General features: G+C 39.6%; 24 protein-coding genes and 1 other annotated feature. Of the genes, 21 read left to right on the forward strand and 3 right to left on the reverse strand.

Features of this window, described 5'->3' with window-relative positions:
- Position 1 precedes the first annotated feature (1 nt).
- The 11 genes from minD (at position 2) to pheA (ending at position 8670) form a co-directional block, all read left to right on the forward strand.
- Positions 2-802 carry a septum site-determining protein MinD gene (minD, locus tag AC0KUU_RS01185; protein WP_013059341.1) on the forward strand — a complete coding sequence of 267 codons (801 nt, stop codon included), beginning with the start codon at positions 2-4 and terminating at the stop codon, positions 800-802.
- A gap of 120 nt (positions 803-922) precedes the next feature.
- A complete protein-coding gene (locus AC0KUU_RS01190; protein ID WP_043976110.1) occupies positions 923-1705 on the forward strand; it encodes a M23 family metallopeptidase in 783 nt (260 codons plus the stop codon).
- Positions 1698-2564 carry a M50 family metallopeptidase gene (locus AC0KUU_RS01195; protein WP_280560354.1) on the forward strand — a complete coding sequence of 289 codons (867 nt, stop codon included), beginning with the start codon at positions 1698-1700 and terminating at the stop codon, positions 2562-2564. Before AC0KUU_RS01190 ends, AC0KUU_RS01195 begins: the two co-directional genes overlap by 8 nt.
- An 81-nt stretch (positions 2565-2645) precedes the next feature.
- Entirely contained in the window at positions 2646-4115 is a 1470-nt protein-coding gene (locus tag AC0KUU_RS01200; protein ID WP_280560353.1) for an Rne/Rng family ribonuclease, read from the forward strand.
- A 78-nt stretch (positions 4116-4193) separates the two neighbouring features.
- Positions 4194-4265: a sequence feature (ribosomal protein L21 leader region), on the forward strand.
- Between the two features lie 14 nt (positions 4266-4279).
- On the forward strand, positions 4280-4588 hold the full coding sequence (rplU, locus tag AC0KUU_RS01205) for a 50S ribosomal protein L21 (protein ID WP_013059337.1): 309 nt from the start codon (positions 4280-4282) through the stop codon (positions 4586-4588).
- Between the two features lie 9 nt (positions 4589-4597).
- Positions 4598-4930 (forward strand): ribosomal-processing cysteine protease Prp, encoded by a 333-nt coding sequence (locus AC0KUU_RS01210; protein WP_013059336.1) that lies wholly within the window; start codon positions 4598-4600, stop codon positions 4928-4930.
- Between the two features lie 16 nt (positions 4931-4946).
- A complete protein-coding gene (gene rpmA, locus AC0KUU_RS01215; RefSeq protein ID WP_013059335.1) occupies positions 4947-5240 on the forward strand; it encodes a 50S ribosomal protein L27 in 294 nt (97 codons plus the stop codon).
- Positions 5241-5411: 171 nt separating this feature from the next.
- The gene (locus AC0KUU_RS01220) at positions 5412-5948 is read left to right on the forward strand and encodes a Spo0B C-terminal domain-containing protein (protein WP_013085118.1); all 537 of its coding nucleotides are present in this window, start codon (positions 5412-5414) and stop codon (positions 5946-5948) included.
- Between the two features lie 51 nt (positions 5949-5999).
- A complete protein-coding gene (obgE, locus tag AC0KUU_RS01225; RefSeq protein ID WP_013085117.1) occupies positions 6000-7286 on the forward strand; it encodes a GTPase ObgE in 1287 nt (428 codons plus the stop codon).
- Positions 7287-7319: 33 nt separating this feature from the next.
- On the forward strand, positions 7320-7769 hold the full coding sequence (locus AC0KUU_RS01230; RefSeq protein ID WP_013059332.1) for an ACT domain-containing protein: 450 nt from the start codon (positions 7320-7322) through the stop codon (positions 7767-7769).
- Between the two features lie 28 nt (positions 7770-7797).
- Positions 7798-8670 (forward strand): prephenate dehydratase, encoded by an 873-nt coding sequence (gene pheA / locus AC0KUU_RS01235; protein ID WP_280560349.1) that lies wholly within the window; start codon positions 7798-7800, stop codon positions 8668-8670.
- Positions 8671-8698: 28 nt separating this feature from the next.
- On the opposite strand, the gene AC0KUU_RS01240 is transcribed toward pheA, so the two are convergent.
- A complete protein-coding gene (locus AC0KUU_RS01240) occupies positions 8699-9244 on the reverse strand; it encodes a transcription repressor NadR (RefSeq protein WP_043976116.1) in 546 nt (181 codons plus the stop codon).
- A gap of 15 nt (positions 9245-9259) precedes the next feature.
- Entirely contained in the window at positions 9260-10396 is a 1137-nt protein-coding gene (locus tag AC0KUU_RS01245) for an IscS subfamily cysteine desulfurase (protein ID WP_322552439.1), read from the reverse strand.
- Between the two features lie 89 nt (positions 10397-10485).
- Here AC0KUU_RS01245 and nadB point away from each other — a divergent pair, with 89 nt between their 5' ends.
- The 6 genes from nadB (at position 10486) to AC0KUU_RS01275 (ending at position 17221) form a co-directional block, all read left to right on the forward strand.
- On the forward strand, positions 10486-12030 hold the full coding sequence (gene nadB / locus AC0KUU_RS01250) for an L-aspartate oxidase (protein WP_043976120.1): 1545 nt from the start codon (positions 10486-10488) through the stop codon (positions 12028-12030).
- A 36-nt stretch (positions 12031-12066) separates the two neighbouring features.
- The gene (nadC, locus tag AC0KUU_RS01255; protein WP_237074115.1) at positions 12067-12960 is read left to right on the forward strand and encodes a carboxylating nicotinate-nucleotide diphosphorylase; all 894 of its coding nucleotides are present in this window, start codon (positions 12067-12069) and stop codon (positions 12958-12960) included.
- Positions 12917-14017, forward strand: a complete 1101-nt coding sequence (gene nadA, locus AC0KUU_RS01260; protein ID WP_165575785.1) for a quinolinate synthase NadA — start codon at positions 12917-12919, stop codon at positions 14015-14017. Before nadC ends, nadA begins: the two co-directional genes overlap by 44 nt.
- Before the next feature lie 214 nt (positions 14018-14231).
- The gene (safA, locus tag AC0KUU_RS01265; RefSeq protein WP_043976124.1) at positions 14232-15512 is read left to right on the forward strand and encodes a SafA/ExsA family spore coat assembly protein; all 1281 of its coding nucleotides are present in this window, start codon (positions 14232-14234) and stop codon (positions 15510-15512) included.
- On the forward strand, positions 15502-16467 hold the full coding sequence (locus AC0KUU_RS01270) for a phosphotransferase (RefSeq protein ID WP_241771328.1): 966 nt from the start codon (positions 15502-15504) through the stop codon (positions 16465-16467). The genes safA and AC0KUU_RS01270 overlap by 11 nt, the downstream gene beginning before the upstream one ends.
- 94 nt (positions 16468-16561) lie before the next feature.
- Positions 16562-17221 carry a YhcN/YlaJ family sporulation lipoprotein gene (locus AC0KUU_RS01275; protein WP_013059324.1) on the forward strand — a complete coding sequence of 220 codons (660 nt, stop codon included), beginning with the start codon at positions 16562-16564 and terminating at the stop codon, positions 17219-17221.
- A 104-nt stretch (positions 17222-17325) separates the two neighbouring features.
- Here the strand turns inward: AC0KUU_RS01275 and AC0KUU_RS01280 are convergent, their stop codons facing one another.
- Positions 17326-18405: a YsnF/AvaK domain-containing protein gene (locus AC0KUU_RS01280; protein WP_013085108.1), complete on the reverse strand. Its 1080-nt coding sequence runs from the start codon at positions 18403-18405 to the stop codon at positions 17326-17328.
- Between the two features lie 291 nt (positions 18406-18696).
- On the opposite strand from AC0KUU_RS01280, the gene AC0KUU_RS01285 reads away from it, so the two are divergent.
- The 4 genes from AC0KUU_RS01285 (at position 18697) to AC0KUU_RS01300 (ending at position 21357) form a co-directional block, all read left to right on the forward strand.
- Positions 18697-19233, forward strand: a complete 537-nt coding sequence (locus AC0KUU_RS01285; protein WP_052500271.1) for a BofC C-terminal domain-containing protein — start codon at positions 18697-18699, stop codon at positions 19231-19233.
- Between the two features lie 297 nt (positions 19234-19530).
- Positions 19531-20142 carry a Holliday junction branch migration protein RuvA gene (gene ruvA / locus AC0KUU_RS01290; protein WP_013059321.1) on the forward strand — a complete coding sequence of 204 codons (612 nt, stop codon included), beginning with the start codon at positions 19531-19533 and terminating at the stop codon, positions 20140-20142.
- Between the two features lie 16 nt (positions 20143-20158).
- Positions 20159-21160, forward strand: coding sequence for a Holliday junction branch migration DNA helicase RuvB (gene ruvB / locus AC0KUU_RS01295; RefSeq protein WP_013059320.1), 1002 nt, complete (start codon positions 20159-20161; stop codon positions 21158-21160).
- Positions 21157-21357 carry a DUF2905 domain-containing protein gene (locus AC0KUU_RS01300; protein ID WP_013059319.1) on the forward strand — a complete coding sequence of 67 codons (201 nt, stop codon included), beginning with the start codon at positions 21157-21159 and terminating at the stop codon, positions 21355-21357. Before ruvB ends, AC0KUU_RS01300 begins: the two co-directional genes overlap by 4 nt.
- The last annotated feature ends 13 nt before the right edge of the window (positions 21358-21370 follow it).

Consider the following 21370-nt stretch of genomic DNA (forward strand, 5'->3'; position numbering starts at 1 on the left):
AGTGGGAGAGGCTATTGTTGTTACGTCTGGTAAAGGTGGAGTTGGAAAAACAACGACATCAGCCAATTTAGGTACTGCTCTAGCATTAGCTGGAAAGCGGGTGTGTCTAGTAGACACTGATATCGGCTTACGCAACTTGGATGTTGTAATGGGGCTTGAAAATCGTATTATTTATGATCTTGTAGACGTGGTAGAAGGTCGATGCCAACCGCAAAAAGCCTTGATTAAGGACAAGCGTTTTGAATGTTTGTACTTACTTCCTGCTGCTCAAACGAGTGACAAAACAGCTGTTCAACCAGAACAAATGCGAGAGTTAGTTCTTCAGTTAAAGCAAGACTATGACTATGTGGTTATTGATTGCCCAGCTGGTATTGAACAAGGCTATAAGAACGCCGTAGCTGGCGCTGATAAGGCACTCGTTGTGACAACACCGGAAGTTTCAGCTGTTCGTGATGCTGACCGTATTATTGGATTATTGGAGCAAGAGGATATCGAGTCTCCAAAACTTGTTATTAACCGAATCCGTAGTCATATGATGAAAAATGGAGACATGCTGGACGTGGAAGAAATTTCTCAGCTTCTAGCTGTTGATTTAATTGGAATCGTTGCTGACGATGAAAATGTTATTCGTGCTTCTAACAACGGTGAACCAATTGTCATGGACCCATCAAGCAAAGCATCAATTGCATATCGTAATATTGCAAGACGTATTCTAGGTGAAACGGTTCCTCTTCAATCGTTAGATGAAGAAGATAAGGGAATGTTTGCACGTATTAAACGATTCTTTGGTGTTCGTTCTTAAAAAGCTTCCGATAGAGGAAGCTTTTTTTATTTGTTTGATTTTGTAGAGTCAAGCTGTCATAAGCTCCACGGACAAGTCATATAGTTGATTATACGATAAGAACAAGGAGAATGATGAATCATGAATCGACGTGCTGATGAAATCCGTAAACGAATTGCTGAGCGTAAGCGAAAACAATTAAATACAACAAAGCGTCTTCCTCAAGAACCTCTTCATACGTCCTTAATGAGTGAAGAAGAAAAATATGGATCGATGGATTATTCTGCGGTTGAATACACACCATCAGCAAAGGAATATCACCCGTTATTTCGAAAAGAACGCTTTTTATTTAAAATTTTAGCTTCAGCCTGCTTAGTGTTAATTGTAGGGATTATGTTCAAGAACGCTTCTCCTACTTTTGAACATGCCAGAGTGGTGGTTCAACAAACAATGGATAAAGAATTTCAGTTTGCAGCTGTTTCCTCCTGGTACGAAGATAAGTTTGGGAAGCCGTTAACGCTATTGCCGAATAAACAGTCTAGCAAAACGGAGCAAAGTGTAAGCGGAGAATATGCTACTCCAGCTTCAGGGAAAGTAACGGAAACATTTGCTCAAAGTAAGCAAGGCGTGACGGTTCAAACAGGAGTGGATTCGGTTGTAGAAGCAATGAGTGAAGGTATCGTAAGGTATGTAGGGAAACGTGATGATACTGGGAATACCGTTATTATTCAACATGCCGATGGAACCGAAACTTGGTATGGACAGCTCAAAAAAATCAATGTTAGTATGTATGATTTTGTGAATAAAGGCAAAGAAGTAGGAATTGTGGAAAACAGTAAAAAAGGCGATGCTGGAACATTCTATTTTGCTATTAAAAAAGGCGATAAGTTTGTTGATCCTAGTCAGGTGATTCAATTTGAATAGTGCTTTTTCGTTATTGATGAAAATTCACATTCATCCATTGTTTTGGGGGATTTTCGTAATTGGTATCTTAACGGCTACGGTAAAGCAGCTTTTTTTGTTATTTATTATTGTAATTATTCATGAACTGGGCCACGCCGTAGCGGCTCAGTGTTTTTCTTGGCGGATTCGCAGAATTATGCTCTTACCTTTTGGGGGAGTAGCAGAAGTAGATGAACATGGGAATCGTCCATTTCGAGAAGAGTTTATTGTGATAATAAGTGGACCTCTTCAGCATCTCTGGATGTTTGGAGCTGCTTTCTTATTAATGAAAATAAATGTGTTGTCTTTGGAAACGTATGAGCAATTTATGTTTCAATGCACGGTGATTTTACTGTTTAATCTTTTGCCCATTTGGCCATTGGACGGAGGGAAGCTGCTTTTTTTAATTTGCAGTCGGTCTTTACCATTTTTAGAAGCGCATAAGCTTGCGCTCCGGTTATCAACGTTTTTTTTAGCTGTTGGTATTATTTATGCCGTCATTATGCATCCTTTTCAGCTGCACTTATGGATTGTTATTTCATTTTTAATTATATCCGGATATTTAGAATGGAAGAGCAGGCAATTTGTCTACATGCGCTTTTTGTTGGAGAGATATCATGGCAAAGAGCATCAAATTGGAGCTTTAAAAACACTAAGTGTATCAACCAGTGAGACGCTCCATCAAGTTCTGCAAAAATTCCAAAGAGGTTGTAAGCATATGATTATTGCTACATCTCAAACAGGCGAGCATGTACAAATTGATGAAAATGAACTTTTACACGCTTACTTTGTAGAAAAAAGAACAAATAGCCAACTAGACGAACTTGTAACAGTTTATTGATTTCTAGTAACATAGAATAGAATGAAAAAGTTCGGTGCACTGACCGAACTTTTTCCTATGAATTTAGATTAAAGTGAGGCAATGTATGTGAAGGCATGTATTATTAACGCGGCTACTTCTTCAAAACGTATAGCCGTGATAAACGATAAAGCACTAGAAAAAATCTATTTACAAGAACAAAGCGAGAATCAGATTATTGGTGATATATATTGGGGTAAAGTAGTAAAAGTACTACCGCATATGCAAGCAGCCTTTATCGATATCGGTTTATCAATGAACGGATTTATTCATCGAAATGAACTTGTATCCTATCAGCAGTCAGAGAATCCTCACAAAGATCAGCAGCCGATGTCTGCTTTTATCCGTGAAGGAGAAAAAGTATTGGTTCAAGTTGTAAAAGAAGGCATTGGGACAAAAGGGCCCAAGCTGACGGGTATCATTGAATTTTCTTCTGATGAGCTTGTATATTTACCGCACGGAAACTATGTCGCTGTATCCAAAAAAATAGCTGAGCCAAAACGACAACAGTGGAAACAGCTTGGTGAGCGGTTAAAACAAGGGATGGAAGGCTTTTTATTTCGAACAGCGATTGCAGAAAAATCAGAAGCCGCGGTCCAACATAAAATAAAAGAGCTACAGAAAAAATATGAGCGCCTTGAACGACAGACACAGGGAATGAAAGCTCCTGCCCTAGTCAGCAAAGGACAAGATTTTCTCGAAACAAGAGTGGAAGCTGCACTTCAACAAGGAATTGATGGGATAGTAGTAGATGACTTCGAGCTATATCAGCATCTTCAAACTACCTACCCTAACTCGTCAATAGAGTACTATAAAGGAAATGAAAATATTTTCTCTTTTTACGATGTGGAACGGCAAATAGAGAAGCTTTTAAAGCGAATCGTGTGGCTCAAAAGCGGAGGCTATATCGTTATTGACGAAACGGAAGCGATGACGGTCGTGGATGTGAACACGGGGAAGTTTTCAGGAAAAGATAATATTCGAAAGACAATGCTTCAAACAAATATGGAAGCTGCGTATGAACTGTCCAAACAGATGCAATTACGTCACTTAGGCGGCATGATCTTAATTGATTTTATAAATATGCCTCATAAAGAAGATCGGACAGAAGTAGAAAGATACATGAAAAAGCTATGTGAACAAGATGAAGTGCGGACGAATGTAGTTGGCTTTACAGAGCTTGGCATATTGCAATTAACGCGGAAGAAAGTGCGCAATAGTATTGGATCAACATTAACTATGCCTTGTGAAGTATGTGAAGGAACCGGTAAAATGATTGATTCCAAAACGGCTGCTTTTCAAATTGAACGTGTAATTTGGGAACATCGCGGCGCGGAAGAAGAGGCTATTTGGATTGAGGCGCGAAGTGATGTTATAAATGAAATGAAGGCTCAAGGATTTCTCAACGCTTTAGAGAAAATGGTAAAAAAAACCGTATATCTTACGCCAAGCAATGATTATACAAACGCATTTGTTTTGCGTCAATTGGGGTCGAATGAGCAGATCCAAAAAAGGGTCTCTGCTTCTATATAAAATTTTAGAAGAAAACATGAATTCCAATTGACACTAACCTTTGATTTGTAGTAAGATTTAATATGTTGGTTTGTAGCACCCGTGCTACAACCGCTCAGAACAGGTTTTAAGTTCACTTGAACACCTGTGATGGCGAGTCTTAGTTTTTAGAGGAGGTGCAGAGAATGTACGCAATTATTGAAACTGGTGGTAAGCAAATTAAAGTAGAGGCTGGTCAAGCAATCTACGTTGAAAAACTTGCTGGTGAACAAGGCGAAACAGTTACTTTTGACAAAGTATTATTTGTAGGTGGCGACAGCGTGAAAGTTGGTGTTCCTTTCGTAGAAGGTGCAACAGTTACGGCTAAAGTTGAAAAACAAGGTCGCGCTAAAAAGATCACTGTATTTAAATACAAAGCAAAGAAAAACTATCGTCGTAAGCAAGGTCACCGTCAACCTTACACAAAAGTTGTAATCGACGCTATCAACGCGTAATTATAACAAATGATTAAGGTGACGATTTCTCGTGATGCAAATAAGAAAGTTGACGGGTTCACGATGAGTGGACATGCTGACTTTTCCGAACACGGAAAAGATCTTGTTTGTGCGGGAGCATCTGCAGTTTCATTTGGGACAATTAATGCTATCTTTTCAATAAGTGGGGTTGAACCGCACTTAGAGCAAGGTGGAGATGGTGGGTATCTCCGTTGTGAGATTCCAAAAGATGTGGATTCGTTCACATTGGAACAGATTCAATTGCTATTAGAAGGTATGGTTGTTTCACTGAAAACGATCGAATTAGATTACAGTAATTATATAAAAATTAACGACAACTAAACAGGAGGTGGATGTCATGTTAGTAAGATTAGACCTTCAATTCTTCGCTTCTAAAAAAGGAGTAGGTAGTACTAAAAACGGTCGTGATTCAATCTCGAAACGTCTTGGTGCTAAACGTGCTGATGGCCAATTCGTATCTGGTGGTTCAATTTTATACCGTCAACGCGGTACTAAAATTTACCCAGGTGCAAACGTAGGTCGTGGTGGAGATGATACTTTATTCGCTCAAATCGACGGTATCGTTAAATTTGAACGTTTCGGTCGTGACCGTAAAAAAGTATCTGTATACCCTGTTGCTCAAGAAGCATAAGATACAAAAAGAAAACTCTAACCCAAGTAGGTTAGAGTTTTCTTTTTGTAGAATATTTCACCTATTACCCATTGGAATTTGTTATAATCGAACATATCTAAGAAGATTGATACGAGATGTTTGTCAGCGTTGTGAAATACTTATGCTCGAGTCAAAGTTAGGAGTGCTAAGATGGAAAAAGAATGGGATGTCGTAGAAGTATTAAGATACGCGCGGCATGATTGGTTAAATAAGCTGCAATTAATCAAAGGCAATCTAGCGTTGAATCGGCTTGATCGAGCGAATGAAATCATTGAAGAAATTGTAAATGAATCCAAACATGAATCCAAGTTAACAAACATCAATATGCGACTGTTTGCGGGCTTTGTTATGACCTATCATTGGAATAACCATGCTGTTCGCTTAGATGTGGAAGTGCTCGGAGAATTGAAGGATTTATCACAATACGATGAGTTCGTATACAACTGGTGTTGCTATTTGACAGAAGCACTCGAAAAATATGTTGATTATCATGCAGAAAACTATTTGAGTATTTCAGTATGCATTGAAGAACAGGGAATTCGTTTCTTTTTTGACTTTAGTGGAATACTAACAGATATACAGAAGCTACAAAACAAGCTACAATGTTATGAGTGCGCTCAAGGAGTTGCATTGGTTGAACAGCATATGTCTGAAGATGAATTTAGCCTTATGCTCACAATAAGTTAACAGCGCTTTTGCTATTGCAGGAGCTAAGATATAGAACGGAGTGAAAAAGAAATGTTTGTAGATCAGGTCAAGGTATATGTAAAAGGTGGCGACGGAGGAAATGGAATGGTTGCCTTTCGTCGCGAAAAGTACGTACCAAAAGGAGGTCCTGCAGGTGGTGACGGTGGTCACGGTGCAGATGTCATCTTTGAAGTAGAAGAAGGATTGCGTACGCTGATGGATTTCCGCTATAAGCGTCACTTTAAAGCAAGCCGCGGTGAACATGGAATGTCAAAAGGACAGCACGGACGTAACGCTGAGCCGATGGTTGTAAAAGTTCCACCAGGTACGGTTGTGTTAGATGAAGATACGAACGAAACGATTGCTGATTTAGTTGAGCACGGCCAGCGCGCAGTGATTGCTAAAGGTGGACGCGGAGGGCGTGGGAATACGCGTTTTGCTACACCTGCAAATCCAGCACCGGAGCTTTCAGAAAATGGAGAGCCAGGTAAAGAGAGAAATGTAATTCTTGAATTAAAAGTATTAGCCGATGTAGGATTAGTTGGTTTTCCAAGTGTTGGAAAGTCAACGTTATTATCCGTAACGTCTGCTGCAAAGCCAAAAATTGCTGAATATCATTTTACAACAATTAATCCGAATTTAGGAGTAGTTGAAACAGAAGATAATCGCAGTTTTGTGATGGCAGATTTACCAGGGCTAATCGAAGGTGCACATGAAGGTGTAGGATTAGGTCATCAGTTTTTACGTCACATTGAACGTACCCGCGTTATTGTCCATGTAATCGATATGTCAGGTTTAGAAGGCCGTGATCCATATGAAGATTACTTAACCATCAATGAAGAGCTGCGTCAATATAATATGCGTTTAACAGAACGTCCGCAAGTAGTGGTAGCAAATAAAATGGATATCCCGCAAGCTGAAGAGAATCTAGCTGCATTCAAAGAAAAAGTAGGAGACGAAGTGAAAGTCTTTCCAATTTCTGCAGCAACGCGTAATGGAATCCGCGAACTGTTATTTACAGTAGCTGATCTTGTAGAAACTACGCCGGAATTCCCAATGCAAGAAGAGGAAGATCTATCTATGCACCGCGTACTGTACAAGCATGAAAAGAAAGAAGTGGAATTTGTTATTACGCGTGATAGCGATGGCTCATACGTATTAAGCGGTGAAAAAATCGAAAAATTATTCAAGATGACTGACTTCTCACGTGAAGAATCCGTTCGTCGATTTGCGCGTCAGCTTCGAGGCATGGGCGTCGATGAAGCCCTTCGTGAACGAGGAGCAAAAGATGGCGATATTGTAAAGCTGTTTGAATATGAATTTGAATTTATTGACTAATTGTTGTTCATAGGATAAGGGGAGGGGCTTTACTTGCATAAGAGCGATAAGCAGTTTTATTTAGTTCGCGAAGATGTATTACCAGAAGCGATGAAAAAAACATTGGATGCGAAGCTGTTAATTGAACGGGGAAAAGCTGAATCGGTAGCAGATGCTGTACAAGCCGTAGACTTGAGTCGCAGTGCTTTTTATAAGTACCGCGACACGGTCTTTCCGTTTCAGACGGTTGTCAAACAGCGAATTATTTCATTATTTTTTCATATTGAAGATCGATCAGGAACTTTATCACATTTATTAAGCACCGTTGCATCATCAGGATGCAATGTGTTAACGATTCACCAAACCATCCCTTTACAAGGGCGTGCCAACGTAACTCTTTCATTAGATACAGCAAGCATGAATGTTGAATTAAATGAAATGCTGCGAAGACTGAAAAGCTTAGAGTTTGTAGATAAAGTGGACGTGCTTGGTTCAGGGGCATAATGGCAAACAGATATAGATAAGGAGAGGCATGATTGTGGGGAAAGTAGGATATTTAGGACCAAAGGCAACATTTACACATGTAGCCGTCCAAGGCGTATTTAAACAGCAAGACCATATTCCATACAAAACAATTCCAGCATGCATTGATGCAGTGGATAACGGAGAAATTGAGTATGGAATTGTACCGTTAGAAAATGCACTTGAAGGATCTGTAAATTTAACACTTGATTATCTTATTCATGAACGTCGTCTGCCGATTGTTGGAGAAATTGTGCTTCCAATTCGTCAGCATTTAATGGTTCATCCATCTCGTGCAGAACAGTGGAAAAACATTGAAACGATTTATTCTCATCCTCATGCAATTGCGCAGTGTCATAAATTTTTACACGGAGAATGTACGTCAACTGCAGTAGAAGAGATGACATCAACGGCGTTTGCTGCTAAGTATGTAAGCGAACACCCTGAGCTTAATATTGGAGCTATTGCGAATGGGTTAGCAGCCCATGAATATGGATTACATATTGCCTGCCCGAACATTCATGATTATGATCATAATACAACGAGGTTTGTTATTTTGCATAAAGATGGAGCGCAAGAGGTGCCATTTTTAGCTGGAAATGGGTGCAAGACCACGTTAATGATTACACTTCCATCTGATCAGGCAGGAGCACTTCATCAAGTGCTTTCAGCCTTCTCCTGGCGTAAGCTAAATCTGTCTAAAATAGAATCCCGTCCTATGAAAACAGGGCTTGGAAACTATTTCTTTATCGTTGATATTGAACAAAAAATGGATGAAGTATTAATCCCTGGGGCTATGGCTGAACTTGAGGCACTAGGCTGTAGCGTAGTGCTTTTAGGAAGCTATCCCCATACACTACTTGAAACAGAAATCCCGCTTTAAAGCGGGATTTTTTTGTTATAACACCTTTTTATTCATTCGAAACTAAATAGCCTTCCGCTTCAAGAGCTAAGCAGGCAGCATTCAGTTTTTCAATTGTATCTGCTTCAATCGTATGAAGGTGAATCCCATCTGTTAGCTGAGATAAATAAGTTGCGTTTGTTTCTTGAATTTTTTCTATAAACGTTTCTACTTCTTTTCGGGTTTGAATCATAACGGAAGCAGTTAATTCACCATACACAGGATGTTCAACGGTTACATCTTTTACGAGAACGCCGTGGTCAACAAGCAGGAGAAGCTCCTTTTTAGCATCTTCTGGCGTATGCTGACAGGCAATAATTCGCTGATGCACGGTAGTTTGAGATGGATTTTGAATGTAAATATATCCTTGGCTTGTTGCGATAATGGGCTCATTTTTAGCTTTAAGCAGCGAAATATCTTGTACAATGACTTGGCGGCTAACGTTCGTTCGTTTCGAAAGCTCACTGCCTGTCATTGGTTTATTCTCTGTTTGTAACCATTGTAGAATAAGTTCTCTTCTTTCTTCTCCAAGAATTTTCTTTTGAGTTCCTGGCACCTTTAATCCCTCCTTTTACACTGTCATAAATTCTTGCTGTAATAAATGAAAAACGGATATGAGTCGATCAATATGCTTAAACGTTGAATGTTGACTGAATGAAATACGTACAAAGTTCTTAGCATTCTCAGTCGATTTGCCAATCGCAAGCAGAGAAGCTAATGGTTCCTGCTGATTTACATGACAGGCACTTCCCGTAGATATAGCAATTCCGTGACGATTACATTGTAACATAACATATTGACCCTGTATGTTTGAAAACGTCAGTCCAATAATTCCAGGAAAATGAGAGTTCCCAAGGCCTTCTACTTCTATAAAAGGAGCAAGAGGCTCTAGGTTTTCCAGTAAGTACGATTTTAAGCGTTCATAATGGCTTCGGGCGGTCTTCATTTCTGCATATGCGCATTCAGCTGCTGCAGTAAAGGCAGCAATGCCCGTTGTATTTACAGTCCCAGGGCGAAAGCCTTTTTCATGAGTTGCTTTATGGTAAATAGGCTTCCAAGAAGAACTTGAATTCATGTATACCATTCCTACACCTTTTGGTCCGTAAATTTTATGACTAGAGACTGAGATGCTATCAGCTTTCAGCTTTTTAACATCAATAGGAAGCTTACCAAAAGATTGAACACAATCACAGTGAAAGAGAATTTCTTTTTTAGATAAAAAATGGCCAATATCCTCAACTGGCTGAATTGTACCGAGCTCATGATTGATATGCTGAATGGCTACTAGCACAGTGTCAGGTCGAATCGTCTTCTTTAAGTCGTCTACAGACACAACTCCGCTTTGATCTACAGGTACATAAGATAGGGAAAATCCTTCTTTTTCAAGCTGCTGCAACGTATGAAGGACTGAAGAATGTTCAAGCTTCGTTGTCACTATATGTTTTCTTTCATCATTTTTTCCTTTTAAAAGAGAATGAATAGCTAAGTAATTAGCTTCTGTTCCCCCGCTTGTAAAAAAAAGATCATCCTCTCGGCAATTTACTAACAGGCTTAATTTTTTTCTGCATAGCGTCAGTAAATTTTCTGCTTGTGTTCCAAGTGTGTGAAGACTGCTGGAGTTTCCATAATAGCTTGTTGCCGCTTCAGTATATACCTCAATTGCTTCTTGTCTCATTGGCGTTGTTGCTGCATAGTCCAGATAAATCATTTTCTCCCTCCGATAAAAAAACTTCTTGTCTTTCATTTAATAATATGTAAATATAGGTGTCAAGACACATGTAAATAAAGAGGTGTAAAATGTTAGAGGCGGATGTTTTAATTATTGGAAGCGGATTAGCAGCGTTTTCTGCAGCTTATGAACTGTGTCGTCATAACAGAGTTGTAATGGTAACGAAAGGGAAACTTGACCGCAATAACTCAGTTCTTGCTCAAGGCGGAGTAGCAGCTGCTATTGGAAGCAGCGATCACTGGAGTGAACATCTCTATGATACGTTGGTTGCGGGCAATAAGCATTGCAATGAACAAGCGGTACGCACTTTAGTGGAAGAAGGTGCGGCTGTAGTAAATGAATTGATTCATAAAGGAATGAAGTTTGATAAAAATCCAGATGGTACGCTGCATTTTGGAAAAGAAGGAGCCCATCGTACGAATCGTATTCTCCATGCAGGTGGGGATGCAACAGGACAAGCGCTGTTCGCTTTTTTGAAAAAAGAAGTACTGCCATATATTACAGTCATTGAAAACGAAATGATTCAGCATTTAATAACTGTAGATGGAACGTGCAGAGGTGCTATCGGACAAGGTGAAAACAACAAAATTACTATATATCATGCTCGTCAAACGGTTATTGCTACCGGAGGAATCGGCGCTTTGTACAAGCATACATCCAACCAGCCGCTGGCGACAGGAGATGGGCTAGCGCTTGCGTACAGGGCTGGAGCAAAATTAGCGGACTTAGAATTTGTTCAGTTTCATCCGACGCTTTTGTATCAAAAGGAAGCGAAAGGTCTAGTATCCGAAGCAGTTCGAGGCGAAGGTGGCGTGCTGGTAAATGAATGGAATGAACGCATAATGGAAGGCGTTCATCCCTTTAAGGATTTAGCACCGCGAGATGTTGTAGCAAGGACAATTTTTAATGAAATGAAAAAAGGAAGATCCGTATTTTTAGACATTGAAAAAGTGGCTCATTTCCAACAAAAATTTCCTACGATTACGTCACTGTGTCGGAAGTATAAAATTCAACTGGACAAAAAACGAATACCTGTTACTCCCGGCGCACATTTTTTAATGGGTGGAATTGAAGTAGATGGTTACGGACAAACAAGTGTTGAAGGATTGTATGCCGTGGGGGAAGCTTCTTCTACAGGCGTTCATGGAGCAAATCGTCTAGCAAGCAATTCATTGTTAGAGTGTCTTGTATTTGGAAAACGGACAGGGCGTCATATTTTACATAAAGCGAGAACGATATCTCGTTATCCCCCCGTCCGTTACGTCTATAAAGACATGCCTAAAACACTGCCTGCCACAAGACAAATTCAGCATAAAATGATGGATTGTGTAGGAATCATTCGTCATGAAAACGAATTGTCTACTATTGTGCATGAATTCACAAATTATCTAGATGGAATACCTCTTGACCAAGAAGTTATATATTCGAGGAAAGCTGCGACCATCTGCAATATGCTAGCTACAGGTCTGCTTATTGCCGAGTCCTCTCTTGCAAGAAAAGAAAGTAGAGGAGGTCATTACCGAAGTGACTTTCCGCATGAAAACCAAGAATGGGAGCATAAGCGAATTATTAAGCAGTCTGCTGCTTCAACAAAACAATCATTGATTTTATAAGCAAGAAAATCTAAAAAGAAAGGTGAAGGTAGCACAATGAACACGTTGAAATTACAAAAACTATTGCAGTCTTTTTTTATAGAAGACATTGGAGATGGAGATATAACCTGTGAAGCTATTTTTTCTCCGTCTGACCAAGGGGAAGCTGGGTTCACGGCAAAGCAATCAGGTATTATCGCAGGTGTGGAATTGATTAAAGAAGGATTTCATTTAATAGACCCTGACGTGAAAGTGAATTTGGAGAAAAAAGATGGAGATGTTCTTAATCCTGGAGATAAAATAGCTACCGTTTCAGGACCCGTGCGATCTATTTTGACCGGTGAACGGGTAATCTTAAACTTACTTCAAAGAATGAGTGGCATTGCCACGATGACGCACAAAGCCGTAGCGCTGCTTGGCAGCTCACATACGCGTATATGTGACACGCGAAAAACAACGCCTGGTATGCGAATGTTAGAGAAGTATGCCGTTCGTGCTGGAGGAGGTTATAATCATCGTTTTGGATTGTACGATGGCGTCATGTTAAAAGATAACCATATTGCACATGCAGGATCTATTCTAGACGCTGTTGTGAAAGTAAGAGAGCAGGTTGGACATATGGTTAAGGTGGAAGTAGAAATTGAAAACAAAAGTCAGTTGCTAGAAGCAATAGAGGCAGGAGCAGATGTCATTATGTTCGATAACTGTTCTCCAGAAGTCATTAAAGATTGGATACCACTGGTTCCCGCTCATATTGTCACAGAAGCATCCGGTGGAATTACGCTTGGCACGCTCCATTCTTTTAGGGACAGCGGAGTGGACTATATTTCACTTGGAGCTTTAACGCATTCAGCAGGGGCTATCGATATCAGCTTGGACTTATTAACAGAAAGGGGAACAGGAAATCATGAGTTTATTACAAACGCTTCAGCAGCAAACGCTGCCCGCTAAATATATAGAGCTCACAGAAAATGAAATGAAAAGAAGAGTACTAGAAATCAAGAAAAAGCTCGGAAGCAAATTGTTTCTGCTCGGCCATCATTATCAAAAAGATGAAGTGTACGAATTTGCAGATGCGGTAGGAGACTCCTTACAGCTGGCTCAAATAGCAGCTGAAAATAGAGAAGCTGAGCATATTGTGTTTTGCGGCGTTCACTTCATGGCAGAAACAGCTGATATTTTAACAGCTGAAAATCAAAAAGTCATTTTACCCGATATGCGAGCTGGCTGTTCAATGGCTGATATGGCTACTATTCAGCAAACAGAAAAGGCATGGCCTGTCTTACAGGATCTTTTCGGAGATACGATTATTCCGCTTACGTATGTGAATTCTACAGCTGCAATTAAATCTTTTGTGGGCGAACATGATGGGGCAACTGTAACATCTTCAAATGCAAAAAATATGGTGGAGTGGGCATTTTCTAAAAAAGAGCGCATTCTCTTTTTACCAGATCAGCATTTGGGCAGAAACACAGCTTATGATTTAGGTGTTGGACTAGATGAAATGGCCATTTGGGATCCTATTGAAGAAATGCTTGAATATGAAGGGGATATAAACAATATCAAGGTGATTCTGTGGAAAGGTCACTGTTCTGTGCACGAAAATTTCACGGTTAAAAATATTGATTATTTACGCGAGAAGCAGCCTGAGATGAATATTATTGTTCATCCGGAATGTTCTTATGAAGTGGTGCAAAAATCAGATTATGCAGGTTCTACAAAATATATTATTGATACAATTGAAAAAGCCCCTTCAGGCTCTAAATGGGCCATTGGCACGGAAATGAACTTAGTAAAACGGATTATCAACAGTCATCCGGATAAAGAAATTGTTTCGCTTAATCCCTATATGTGTCCTTGTTTGACGATGAACCGAATTGATTTGCCTCACTTGCTTTGGGCTTTAGAAAGCATCGAAGAAGGAACAGAAGTGAATCAAATCAAGGTGGATAAACATACAGCACAAGGGGCGATCAAAGCCCTAACGAATATGTTAGAACGAGCATAAAGATTTTTAAGACAATTAAAAAGAGAAGGTCTAAAAGAAGACTTATTGACATATTGTTTGTGTTGATAAGTCTTTTTTTCTTTATCATAAAAACTTGAACCAAACTGTGGGCAAAATGAATAAAAAAATGGTTCAAGGCATATCTTGTGATGAACAAACAGAACTTACTTTGATTTTGCACATATAGATGGCAGAGACTCTACTCGGGAGGGGAATGACGTTGAAAATCCATATCGTTCAAAAAGGGGATACCCTTTGGAAAATCGCTGAAAAGTATGGGGTTAATTTTGAAGAGTTAAAAAAAGCGAATTCTCAATTAAGCAATCCAGACATGATCATGCCTGGAATGAAAATTAAAGTGCCGACAAGCGGAGTGCCTGTTCAAAAAGAAGGAGCTCCTTCACCTGGTATAAAAGAAATGCCTAAAGTTCAACACCCTTATAGTGACCAATCCACAAAAGCTTATCCAGTAACGGAAATTGATGAAAGTCCGGATGAGAAAAAGTCAGCTAATCAGCCTGCTCAAACACCGTTTATGCAACCGATAAAAGAAGCACCAATCGCACAGCCAAAGAAAGAAGCACCGATTGCTCAACCGAAAAAGGAAGCGCCGATTGCGCAGCCAAAGAAAGAAGCGCCGGTCGCGCAGCCTAAAAAAGAAGCACCCATTGCGCAGCCTAAAAAAGAAATGCCAGTTGCGCCAAAGCTTCCTAAATTAAAGCCAATTGCACCTGAGATTGATATTAACAATTATTACACCGTTAATATGGCGATGCAGGCTCCAAAAAAAGAAGCACCAAAAGAACTACCTAAGCATGAATCGCCAGAAAGTCCAGAGATGGAGAGTATAGAAATGCCTCCTCAAATGCCATGTTACCCAATCATGCCGATATCGCCTGTAATGCCAGGCTGCGGATTTAATTATATGCCGTGTCATCCGCCAATGTATGCACCGCAGCCATATCCAATGCCAATGTATCAACAGGCTCCAATGTATCATCACGGTTATGAAAACGAGTCGTTCGAAGAACATGCGATGGGCGCTCACATGGCACCGATGCCAATGTATCCAATGATGCCACACAGCTGCTATGGACCGGTACAATGTTCTCCTTGTCCGCCTCCATGGGGATATCAGCAGCCCGTTTATCCGGCCTATCATCAAGCACCGATGTATCCACAAGTACAAGGAGCTATGACAGGTGGCCATTATGAAAGTTCTTCCGATGGTTATGGAAACGCGCCTTACCATTATGGGCAGCACTATGCGCCACAGCAGCAAGGAGACTGCGGCTGCGGTGAACCAAGACCTGAAGACTATGCACCACAGCAGCCTTATCCACAGTACCAACAGCAGGTACCTTATGGCTTTCAGGACCCAAGGGCACCCTATCCAGCCCCATATGGCATGATTGGTGTACCTCCGTATCCTGCGTTTGACCCAAATGCATTTAGTATTCCAGAATATGATGAGTACGACGAAGATGAAGATTGATTATTATACACGAGACGATTTTAATTTAAATCGTCTCTTTCTCTATTTGAAAAAAAGAGATATTCACGTTGAGACCTATCGTATGAAAAAGCCTCATGTCATCATAGCGGATACGAATAAAGGAAAAAAAGTAATAAAAGCATACAGAGACAAAAGTAAAATTGAACATGTTTATCATTTTTTATCTCAGATTCAACAAGGGTACGCTGTTAATTTCGAAGCTTACCCAGAAGGTGAACTTTATATAAAGGACCGTCATTTGTATTGGGCGATGATGCCTTTTGTTAAGCAAGTAAAAGAGGTAACGTATGAAAGTTTTCAGGATCGCGAAGAAGTATTACAAGCATTGATCCGCTATCATGGAGAAGTTCATAAAAAGAAACTAGCCGCGTATACCAAGCTTTCTGAGTATGATCTTATTTTAAAATGGAAAAAGCGGCTTTCCTCTTTTCGAGAAACCTCACATATATTTAGGGAATTTAATCAATTTCATGTATATAAAGACATTGTGAATTGGGGAGAAAAAGCTTTAGTCTTAATGGAACGTTTCAAAGATAGTGAGTTGAACTGTTCCATTATTCACGGTGACGTTGCTTCACATAATTTCTTGAAAACAAACCACTTGGGTATTGTTATGATTGATTTTGACTTATCGGCTAAAGCTCCTGCTCTTTATGACTATGTTCAGCTTGTGCAGCGCTTTTTGCCTTACGTCCAGTGGTCGATGAAAGAACTACTTCAACACTCGAAAATAAAAGAATTAAGCAAGCAGCGTTTTTTTCTTGCTTCTTTACTATTTCCATCGATGCTGATGAGAAACTGGAATATAAATGCCTCTGCTTTATCATGGGCAAATCGCCAAAGGTTAATGCAACAATCAGTCGAAGAATGGTCACAGCGTACACATTTTTATCGAGTGATTTACCAGCACTTACAAAACCTACATGACATGTAAAGAGTTTATAAACACTTCATCGAATAAGAAACGGCTCGTCTTTTAATCCTAATAGTAAGCTCAGAGTAAATAGAGCTTAAAATAGGGGGCGATTATGTTGAATAGGTATGTAGCAACTTCTTTAGCTTTTGCATGTATGATGGGACTTGGCGCTTGCAATAACAAAGACCAAGGTATGGAACAGCGCTATACAGATACGACACAGCCTGTTGGGTATCATACAAATGAAAAAGCGAATGAACATCGCGTAGATAATCCGAAAGGTCCAATGACTGAAGTTTTAGATGGGAATGGAACACCTAATTATCCGTTAAACGTAAGTGATGGACGTTTTGACAATCCGACAAACCCTTATGGAAACATCAATAATACAAATGATCGTACAAATGGCGTTGCTAATATGTATTATGGTGAAGATTATCCAAGAGACTTTACGGAAAAAGTGGCTGATCGGGCTGCAAGCGTTAAAGGTGTAGAAAATAGTCGCGCCGTTGTCCGTGGAGATCAGCTATTAGTTGCTGTGGATCCGGCCAAAGACATAAATAACGGCCGTTTAAAACAAAACGTGCTCGATAAAGTAAAGCCTATTGCAAAGGACTACAATGTTCAAGTAAAAGTAGATCATGATGTATTTATGAACGCTCGCTCTCTTGATGACGATATTCGAAATGGAAAAGACCGAAATACGATTCAAACTAATTTCAATGGTCTATTTGAATCAGTCGATGAGAATGTCAATCATAAACATCGTTAAATGAAGAAGCAGCTGTCTGTGAAGGACGGCTGTTTTTTTTGATGAGAAGACATATAAAAAAGCTGCCATTGAAGCCAGGCAGCTATTCCTCGAACATGTAACTATTAATTTTTCTTGTTAGAAGCAGATTTGTTTGTTGTTTTGGATTCCGCTTCTTCCTTTTGAGCGTTAGTTTCATTTTGTTTGAGGCGACCTTCTCTTTTTTTCGTATCTGCTGGTGCCGTAGCGACACTCTTTGTATTTTTTACATTTTTTGCAGAAGAGCTTGTCTCATTAGCTTGTGTGTTTGGCTTCTCGTTGTTAGTTGTCTGACTATTTTCGTATTCAGCTTCCACGTCGCTTGCTAGAGCTGCAGAAACTTGAGCGTAAGTATGGTCTGTATAGTTCATCATATTTTCGTATACTTCAGGGCTCGCGAGTCCATCAGGTTCTACGCTTGCTTCTTCTTTTTTAATTGTTTCAGTCCATTCTTTTGTTTCTTGAATAAGTTTTTTTCCTATAATTACTTCTTCAACAATAACTGGTCTTTTGGTTATTTCCACTCGTTCTTCCATGATTGGAACACGAATAATTTCATCTTCTGTAAGTGGCCCAGCGTTATAGTCTCCATCAACTACAGGGCGACGTTCAATATAAAACTCTTCTCTCGTAACAGGAACGTGTACAGTTCTTTCTTCCTCTATTACTTTTTTGTGGAGTTTTACTTCACCCACTTGGACGCGTTCTTTTAAGACATCTAATTTTTCTTCACGTAGTTGGACGGCTCTATGCTCGTTGTGTTCCGTATAGGTTCCGTACGCTGGAGTTTGTTCAGAGCTTACGGCATCTATCAAGATTAGAATTTTACCAGCAGCTACATCTGTTTCGCACTGCACGGCTGAGAAGTCTGGTATGCCCATGCGGATTAATTTTGATTTCAAGCCGTTTCCTTGTTTGAGCCCCATGCCGCCTGTCATCATGGTAAAAAAGTTATCCATCATGACGCCAGCTAATGAACTTACGGCAGGTGAACCAGCTTCAATAATTACATTTGTATCGTGACCTATTTGAAATGTATTGCTTTTACTGTTAGAAATAACCATAATGTCTGTTTCTCGATAACCTTGACGCTTTAAATTATGGATAACATCTAAAGCTTCTTTCTCTGAAAAAAAAGTTCCGACTACACGTTTATTCATTCTCATTACTTCAGCTCCCTTTTTTATGAAAATAGATAATAGAAGTCCTTACAATTACTTCCACTATGTACATACCCTGCGAAAATTTAATTAAAACGTTCAAGAGAAAATTTTACAAAAAGTGTGCAAATGTAACAAATACGCCATGTTTTCTTAACATAATATCGTAAAAGGGATTTGCTTCATAAAATAAGAGGATAAAAGAAAATAAGTAGGTCAAACTATTAGTGTAGATTTTCACAAAACCTTTTTAGATAATACTAAAAAGAGTATGATTAACGTGTGAGGTGAAGGTGAGTGAAGAAAGTCATTCATCAAGCAGCTTTTTTAATGCTAGTAAGTATTGTGCTTTGTATAATGCCATACCGTGCAGATGCGAATGAAAAGGAGCCGATGACATTATTTCTTGAGCGCGTGTATGTGGATGGAGTTGTAAGTCAAGAGATGATCAAAAGCCCTTCTATGACGAAAAAACAATTAATGAAAAAATATAAAAATTGGCGACTGCTTAAAGAAACGGATCAAGAGCTAGTTTTTAGAACAAGCATAGACGATATTTCACCTATTTTAAAAGAGAACGGTTATGTAGGGCTTTCTGTTAACGGTATTCTCTCAGCATTTGAAGGCAAACCAGCTTCGTCGCAGCACATTATACAATCGTTTTTTCAAATTGACATCAAAAGGCTTGAGAGCTATCAGCATGAACAATTAAAGAAAGGTATTCGCGTTCAATCAAAAGATGAATATCTTTCCCTCATTAATTTCTATAAAATCTATCAGCTCCAGCAGCGGCCGCTTTCAATCAAGCAGCCGTTTTTTAGTATGGTAAAATAATTATTGAATGCAACATTCTAAATTGCTTCTATTTGCTTTTGGCGATATGTTAAAATGGTATTCAGCAGTCTAGTATTGTATATATTTTAAAAGGTCATTCATCAATAAAAGTGTGCGGTTCTATTTTTTATAGCTATTGTAAAAATAGGTTGGCAAAGATGAAAAGAGGCAAACGTTCTCTTGAACGTCTTTTTAAAAAGCAGCTTTAAAGGAAAATAGAGAACGATGCGGGCAGGATTCTTCGTAGGCAAAGTGGAAGGTCACTGCCCGCGCGTACGTGATTAAGGAGAGAGCTTATTGTTTGATTATATCAAAGGTACTGTTACATATATAAATCCTGAGTATGTAGTAATCGAAAACAATGGGATAGGCTATCAAGTCTTTACGCCGAATCCATATGTATTTTCAATTGATGAACAACCAAAGACGGTTTACACCTATCAATATGTAAGAGAAGACGTAATTGCACTTTACGGGTTTGCTTCCCGAGAACAAAAGGATTTATTTATGAAGTTAATTAGCGTGTCAGGAATTGGCCCAAAAGGCGGTTTAGCTATTTTAGCGTCAGGTAATCCAGCGCAGGTTGTCCAAGCTGTGGAAGAGGAAGATGAGAAGTTTTTAGTTAAGTTTCCAGGAGTAGGTAAAAAAACAGCTCGACAGATGATTCTAGATTTAAAAGGAAAGCTGCATGATATTGTACCAGATGCCGTTCCTTCTTTATTCGCAGATTTGGACGCACAAGAAGTCAAATCTCAAAGTTCAGAAGCACTGGATGAAGCGATTGAAGCACTTAAAGTATTAGGTTATGCAGAAAGAGAAATCAAAAAAATTGTTCCGGCTTTAATGAAGGAAACGATGACAACGGATCAGTATATTAAAGAAGCGTTAAAGCGATTATTGAAACAATAAGTAAGGGAGGAGTAAAATGGACGATCGTATTGTAACGGGAGATGTTCTTGGTGAAGAAGAAATCATCGAGCAAAGTTTGCGGCCGCAAACCTTACAGCAGTATATTGGTCAGCATAAAGTAAAATCCCATCTGGACATTTTTATTAAAGCTGCCAAAATGCGAAGCGAAACGTTAGATCACGTGCTTTTATATGGTCCTCCAGGATTGGGGAAAACAACTCTTGCTACTATTATCGCTAATGAAATGGGCGTGCAAATCCGAACGACCTCAGGACCAGCTATTGAGCGTCCAGGCGATTTAGCCGCAGTTTTAACCAGCTTAGAGCCTGGAGATGTGCTTTTTATTGATGAAATTCATCGATTAAATCGTTCGGTTGAAGAAGTACTGTACCCAGCAATGGAAGATTTCTGTTTAGATATTGTTATTGGAAAAGGACCGAGTGCACGTTCCGTCCGTCTGGATTTGCCTCCGTTTACGCTAGTAGGTGCAACGACAAGAGCAGGGCTTTTATCTTCTCCTTTGCGTGATCGATTCGGCGTTTTAAGCCGTTTAGAATATTACCAAGAAGAAGATCTTGCTTCGATAGTGGAAAGGACAGCCGCTATTTTAGATGTAGAGATTGATGAGAAAGCTACGTTTGAGATGGCTAGGCGTGCTAGGGGAACCCCGCGTATTGCGAATCGCTTGCTTCGAAGAGTCAGAGATTTTGCTCAGGTCAAAGGAGACGGAGCCATAACCGAAAGGCTTGCCAACGAAGCATTAGAAATGTTGCAGGTGGACCGTTTAGGTCTTGATCATATTGACCATAAATTATTAAGAGGGATTATCGAAAAATTTAGGGGCGGACCTGTAGGGTTAGACACCATATCGGCTACTATTGGTGAAGAGTCTCACACAATTGAAGACGTATACGAGCCGTATCTATTACAAATCGGCTTTTTGCAGCGAACGCCGCGAGGACGAATTGTGACGCCTTTGGTTTATGATCATTTTCAGCTGGAGGTGCCTGATCAGTGAATGATATGCCTAAGATGCTTATCACATTAGGGGGCATTTTAGTCGTCATTGGGCTGTTATGGCAGTTCGTTGGCAAGCTTCCTGGCGATATTTTTATCAAAAAAGGAAATACAACCTTTTATTTCCCGATTGTGACATGTATTCTAGTAAGCGTTGTGTTATCACTTATTTTTTATGTAATTGGCAAATTTAAATAATTAAGTAGAAACA

This window comes from Priestia sp. ST2 (assembly GCF_055810735.1).

Coding starts and splice junctions, on each gene's coding strand:
- AC0KUU_RS01190 (WP_043976110.1), top strand. CDS start 923: ATGAATCGACGTGCTGATGAAATCCGTAAACGAATTGCTGAGCGTAAG.
- AC0KUU_RS01200 (WP_280560353.1), top strand. CDS start 2,646: ATGTATGTGAAGGCATGTATTATTAACGCGGCTACTTCTTCAAAACGT.
- rplU (WP_013059337.1), top strand. CDS start 4,280: ATGTACGCAATTATTGAAACTGGTGGTAAGCAAATTAAAGTAGAGGCT.
- AC0KUU_RS01210 (WP_013059336.1), top strand. CDS start 4,598: ATGATTAAGGTGACGATTTCTCGTGATGCAAATAAGAAAGTTGACGGG.
- rpmA (WP_013059335.1), top strand. CDS start 4,947: ATGTTAGTAAGATTAGACCTTCAATTCTTCGCTTCTAAAAAAGGAGTA.
- AC0KUU_RS01220 (WP_013085118.1), top strand. CDS start 5,412: ATGGAAAAAGAATGGGATGTCGTAGAAGTATTAAGATACGCGCGGCAT.
- obgE (WP_013085117.1), top strand. CDS start 6,000: ATGTTTGTAGATCAGGTCAAGGTATATGTAAAAGGTGGCGACGGAGGA.
- pheA (WP_280560349.1), top strand. CDS start 7,798: ATGATTGTGGGGAAAGTAGGATATTTAGGACCAAAGGCAACATTTACA.
- AC0KUU_RS01245 (WP_322552439.1), bottom strand. CDS start 10,396: ATGATTTATCTGGACTATGCAGCAACAACGCCAATGAGACAAGAAGCA.
- nadB (WP_043976120.1), top strand. CDS start 10,486: ATGTTAGAGGCGGATGTTTTAATTATTGGAAGCGGATTAGCAGCGTTT.
- nadC (WP_237074115.1), top strand. CDS start 12,067: ATGAACACGTTGAAATTACAAAAACTATTGCAGTCTTTTTTTATAGAA.
- nadA (WP_165575785.1), top strand. CDS start 12,917: ATGAGTTTATTACAAACGCTTCAGCAGCAAACGCTGCCCGCTAAATAT.
- safA (WP_043976124.1), top strand. CDS start 14,232: ATGACGTTGAAAATCCATATCGTTCAAAAAGGGGATACCCTTTGGAAA.
- AC0KUU_RS01270 (WP_241771328.1), top strand. CDS start 15,502: ATGAAGATTGATTATTATACACGAGACGATTTTAATTTAAATCGTCTC.
- AC0KUU_RS01275 (WP_013059324.1), top strand. CDS start 16,562: ATGTTGAATAGGTATGTAGCAACTTCTTTAGCTTTTGCATGTATGATG.
- AC0KUU_RS01280 (WP_013085108.1), bottom strand. CDS start 18,405: ATGAGAATGAATAAACGTGTAGTCGGAACTTTTTTTTCAGAGAAAGAA.
- ruvB (WP_013059320.1), top strand. CDS start 20,159: ATGGACGATCGTATTGTAACGGGAGATGTTCTTGGTGAAGAAGAAATC.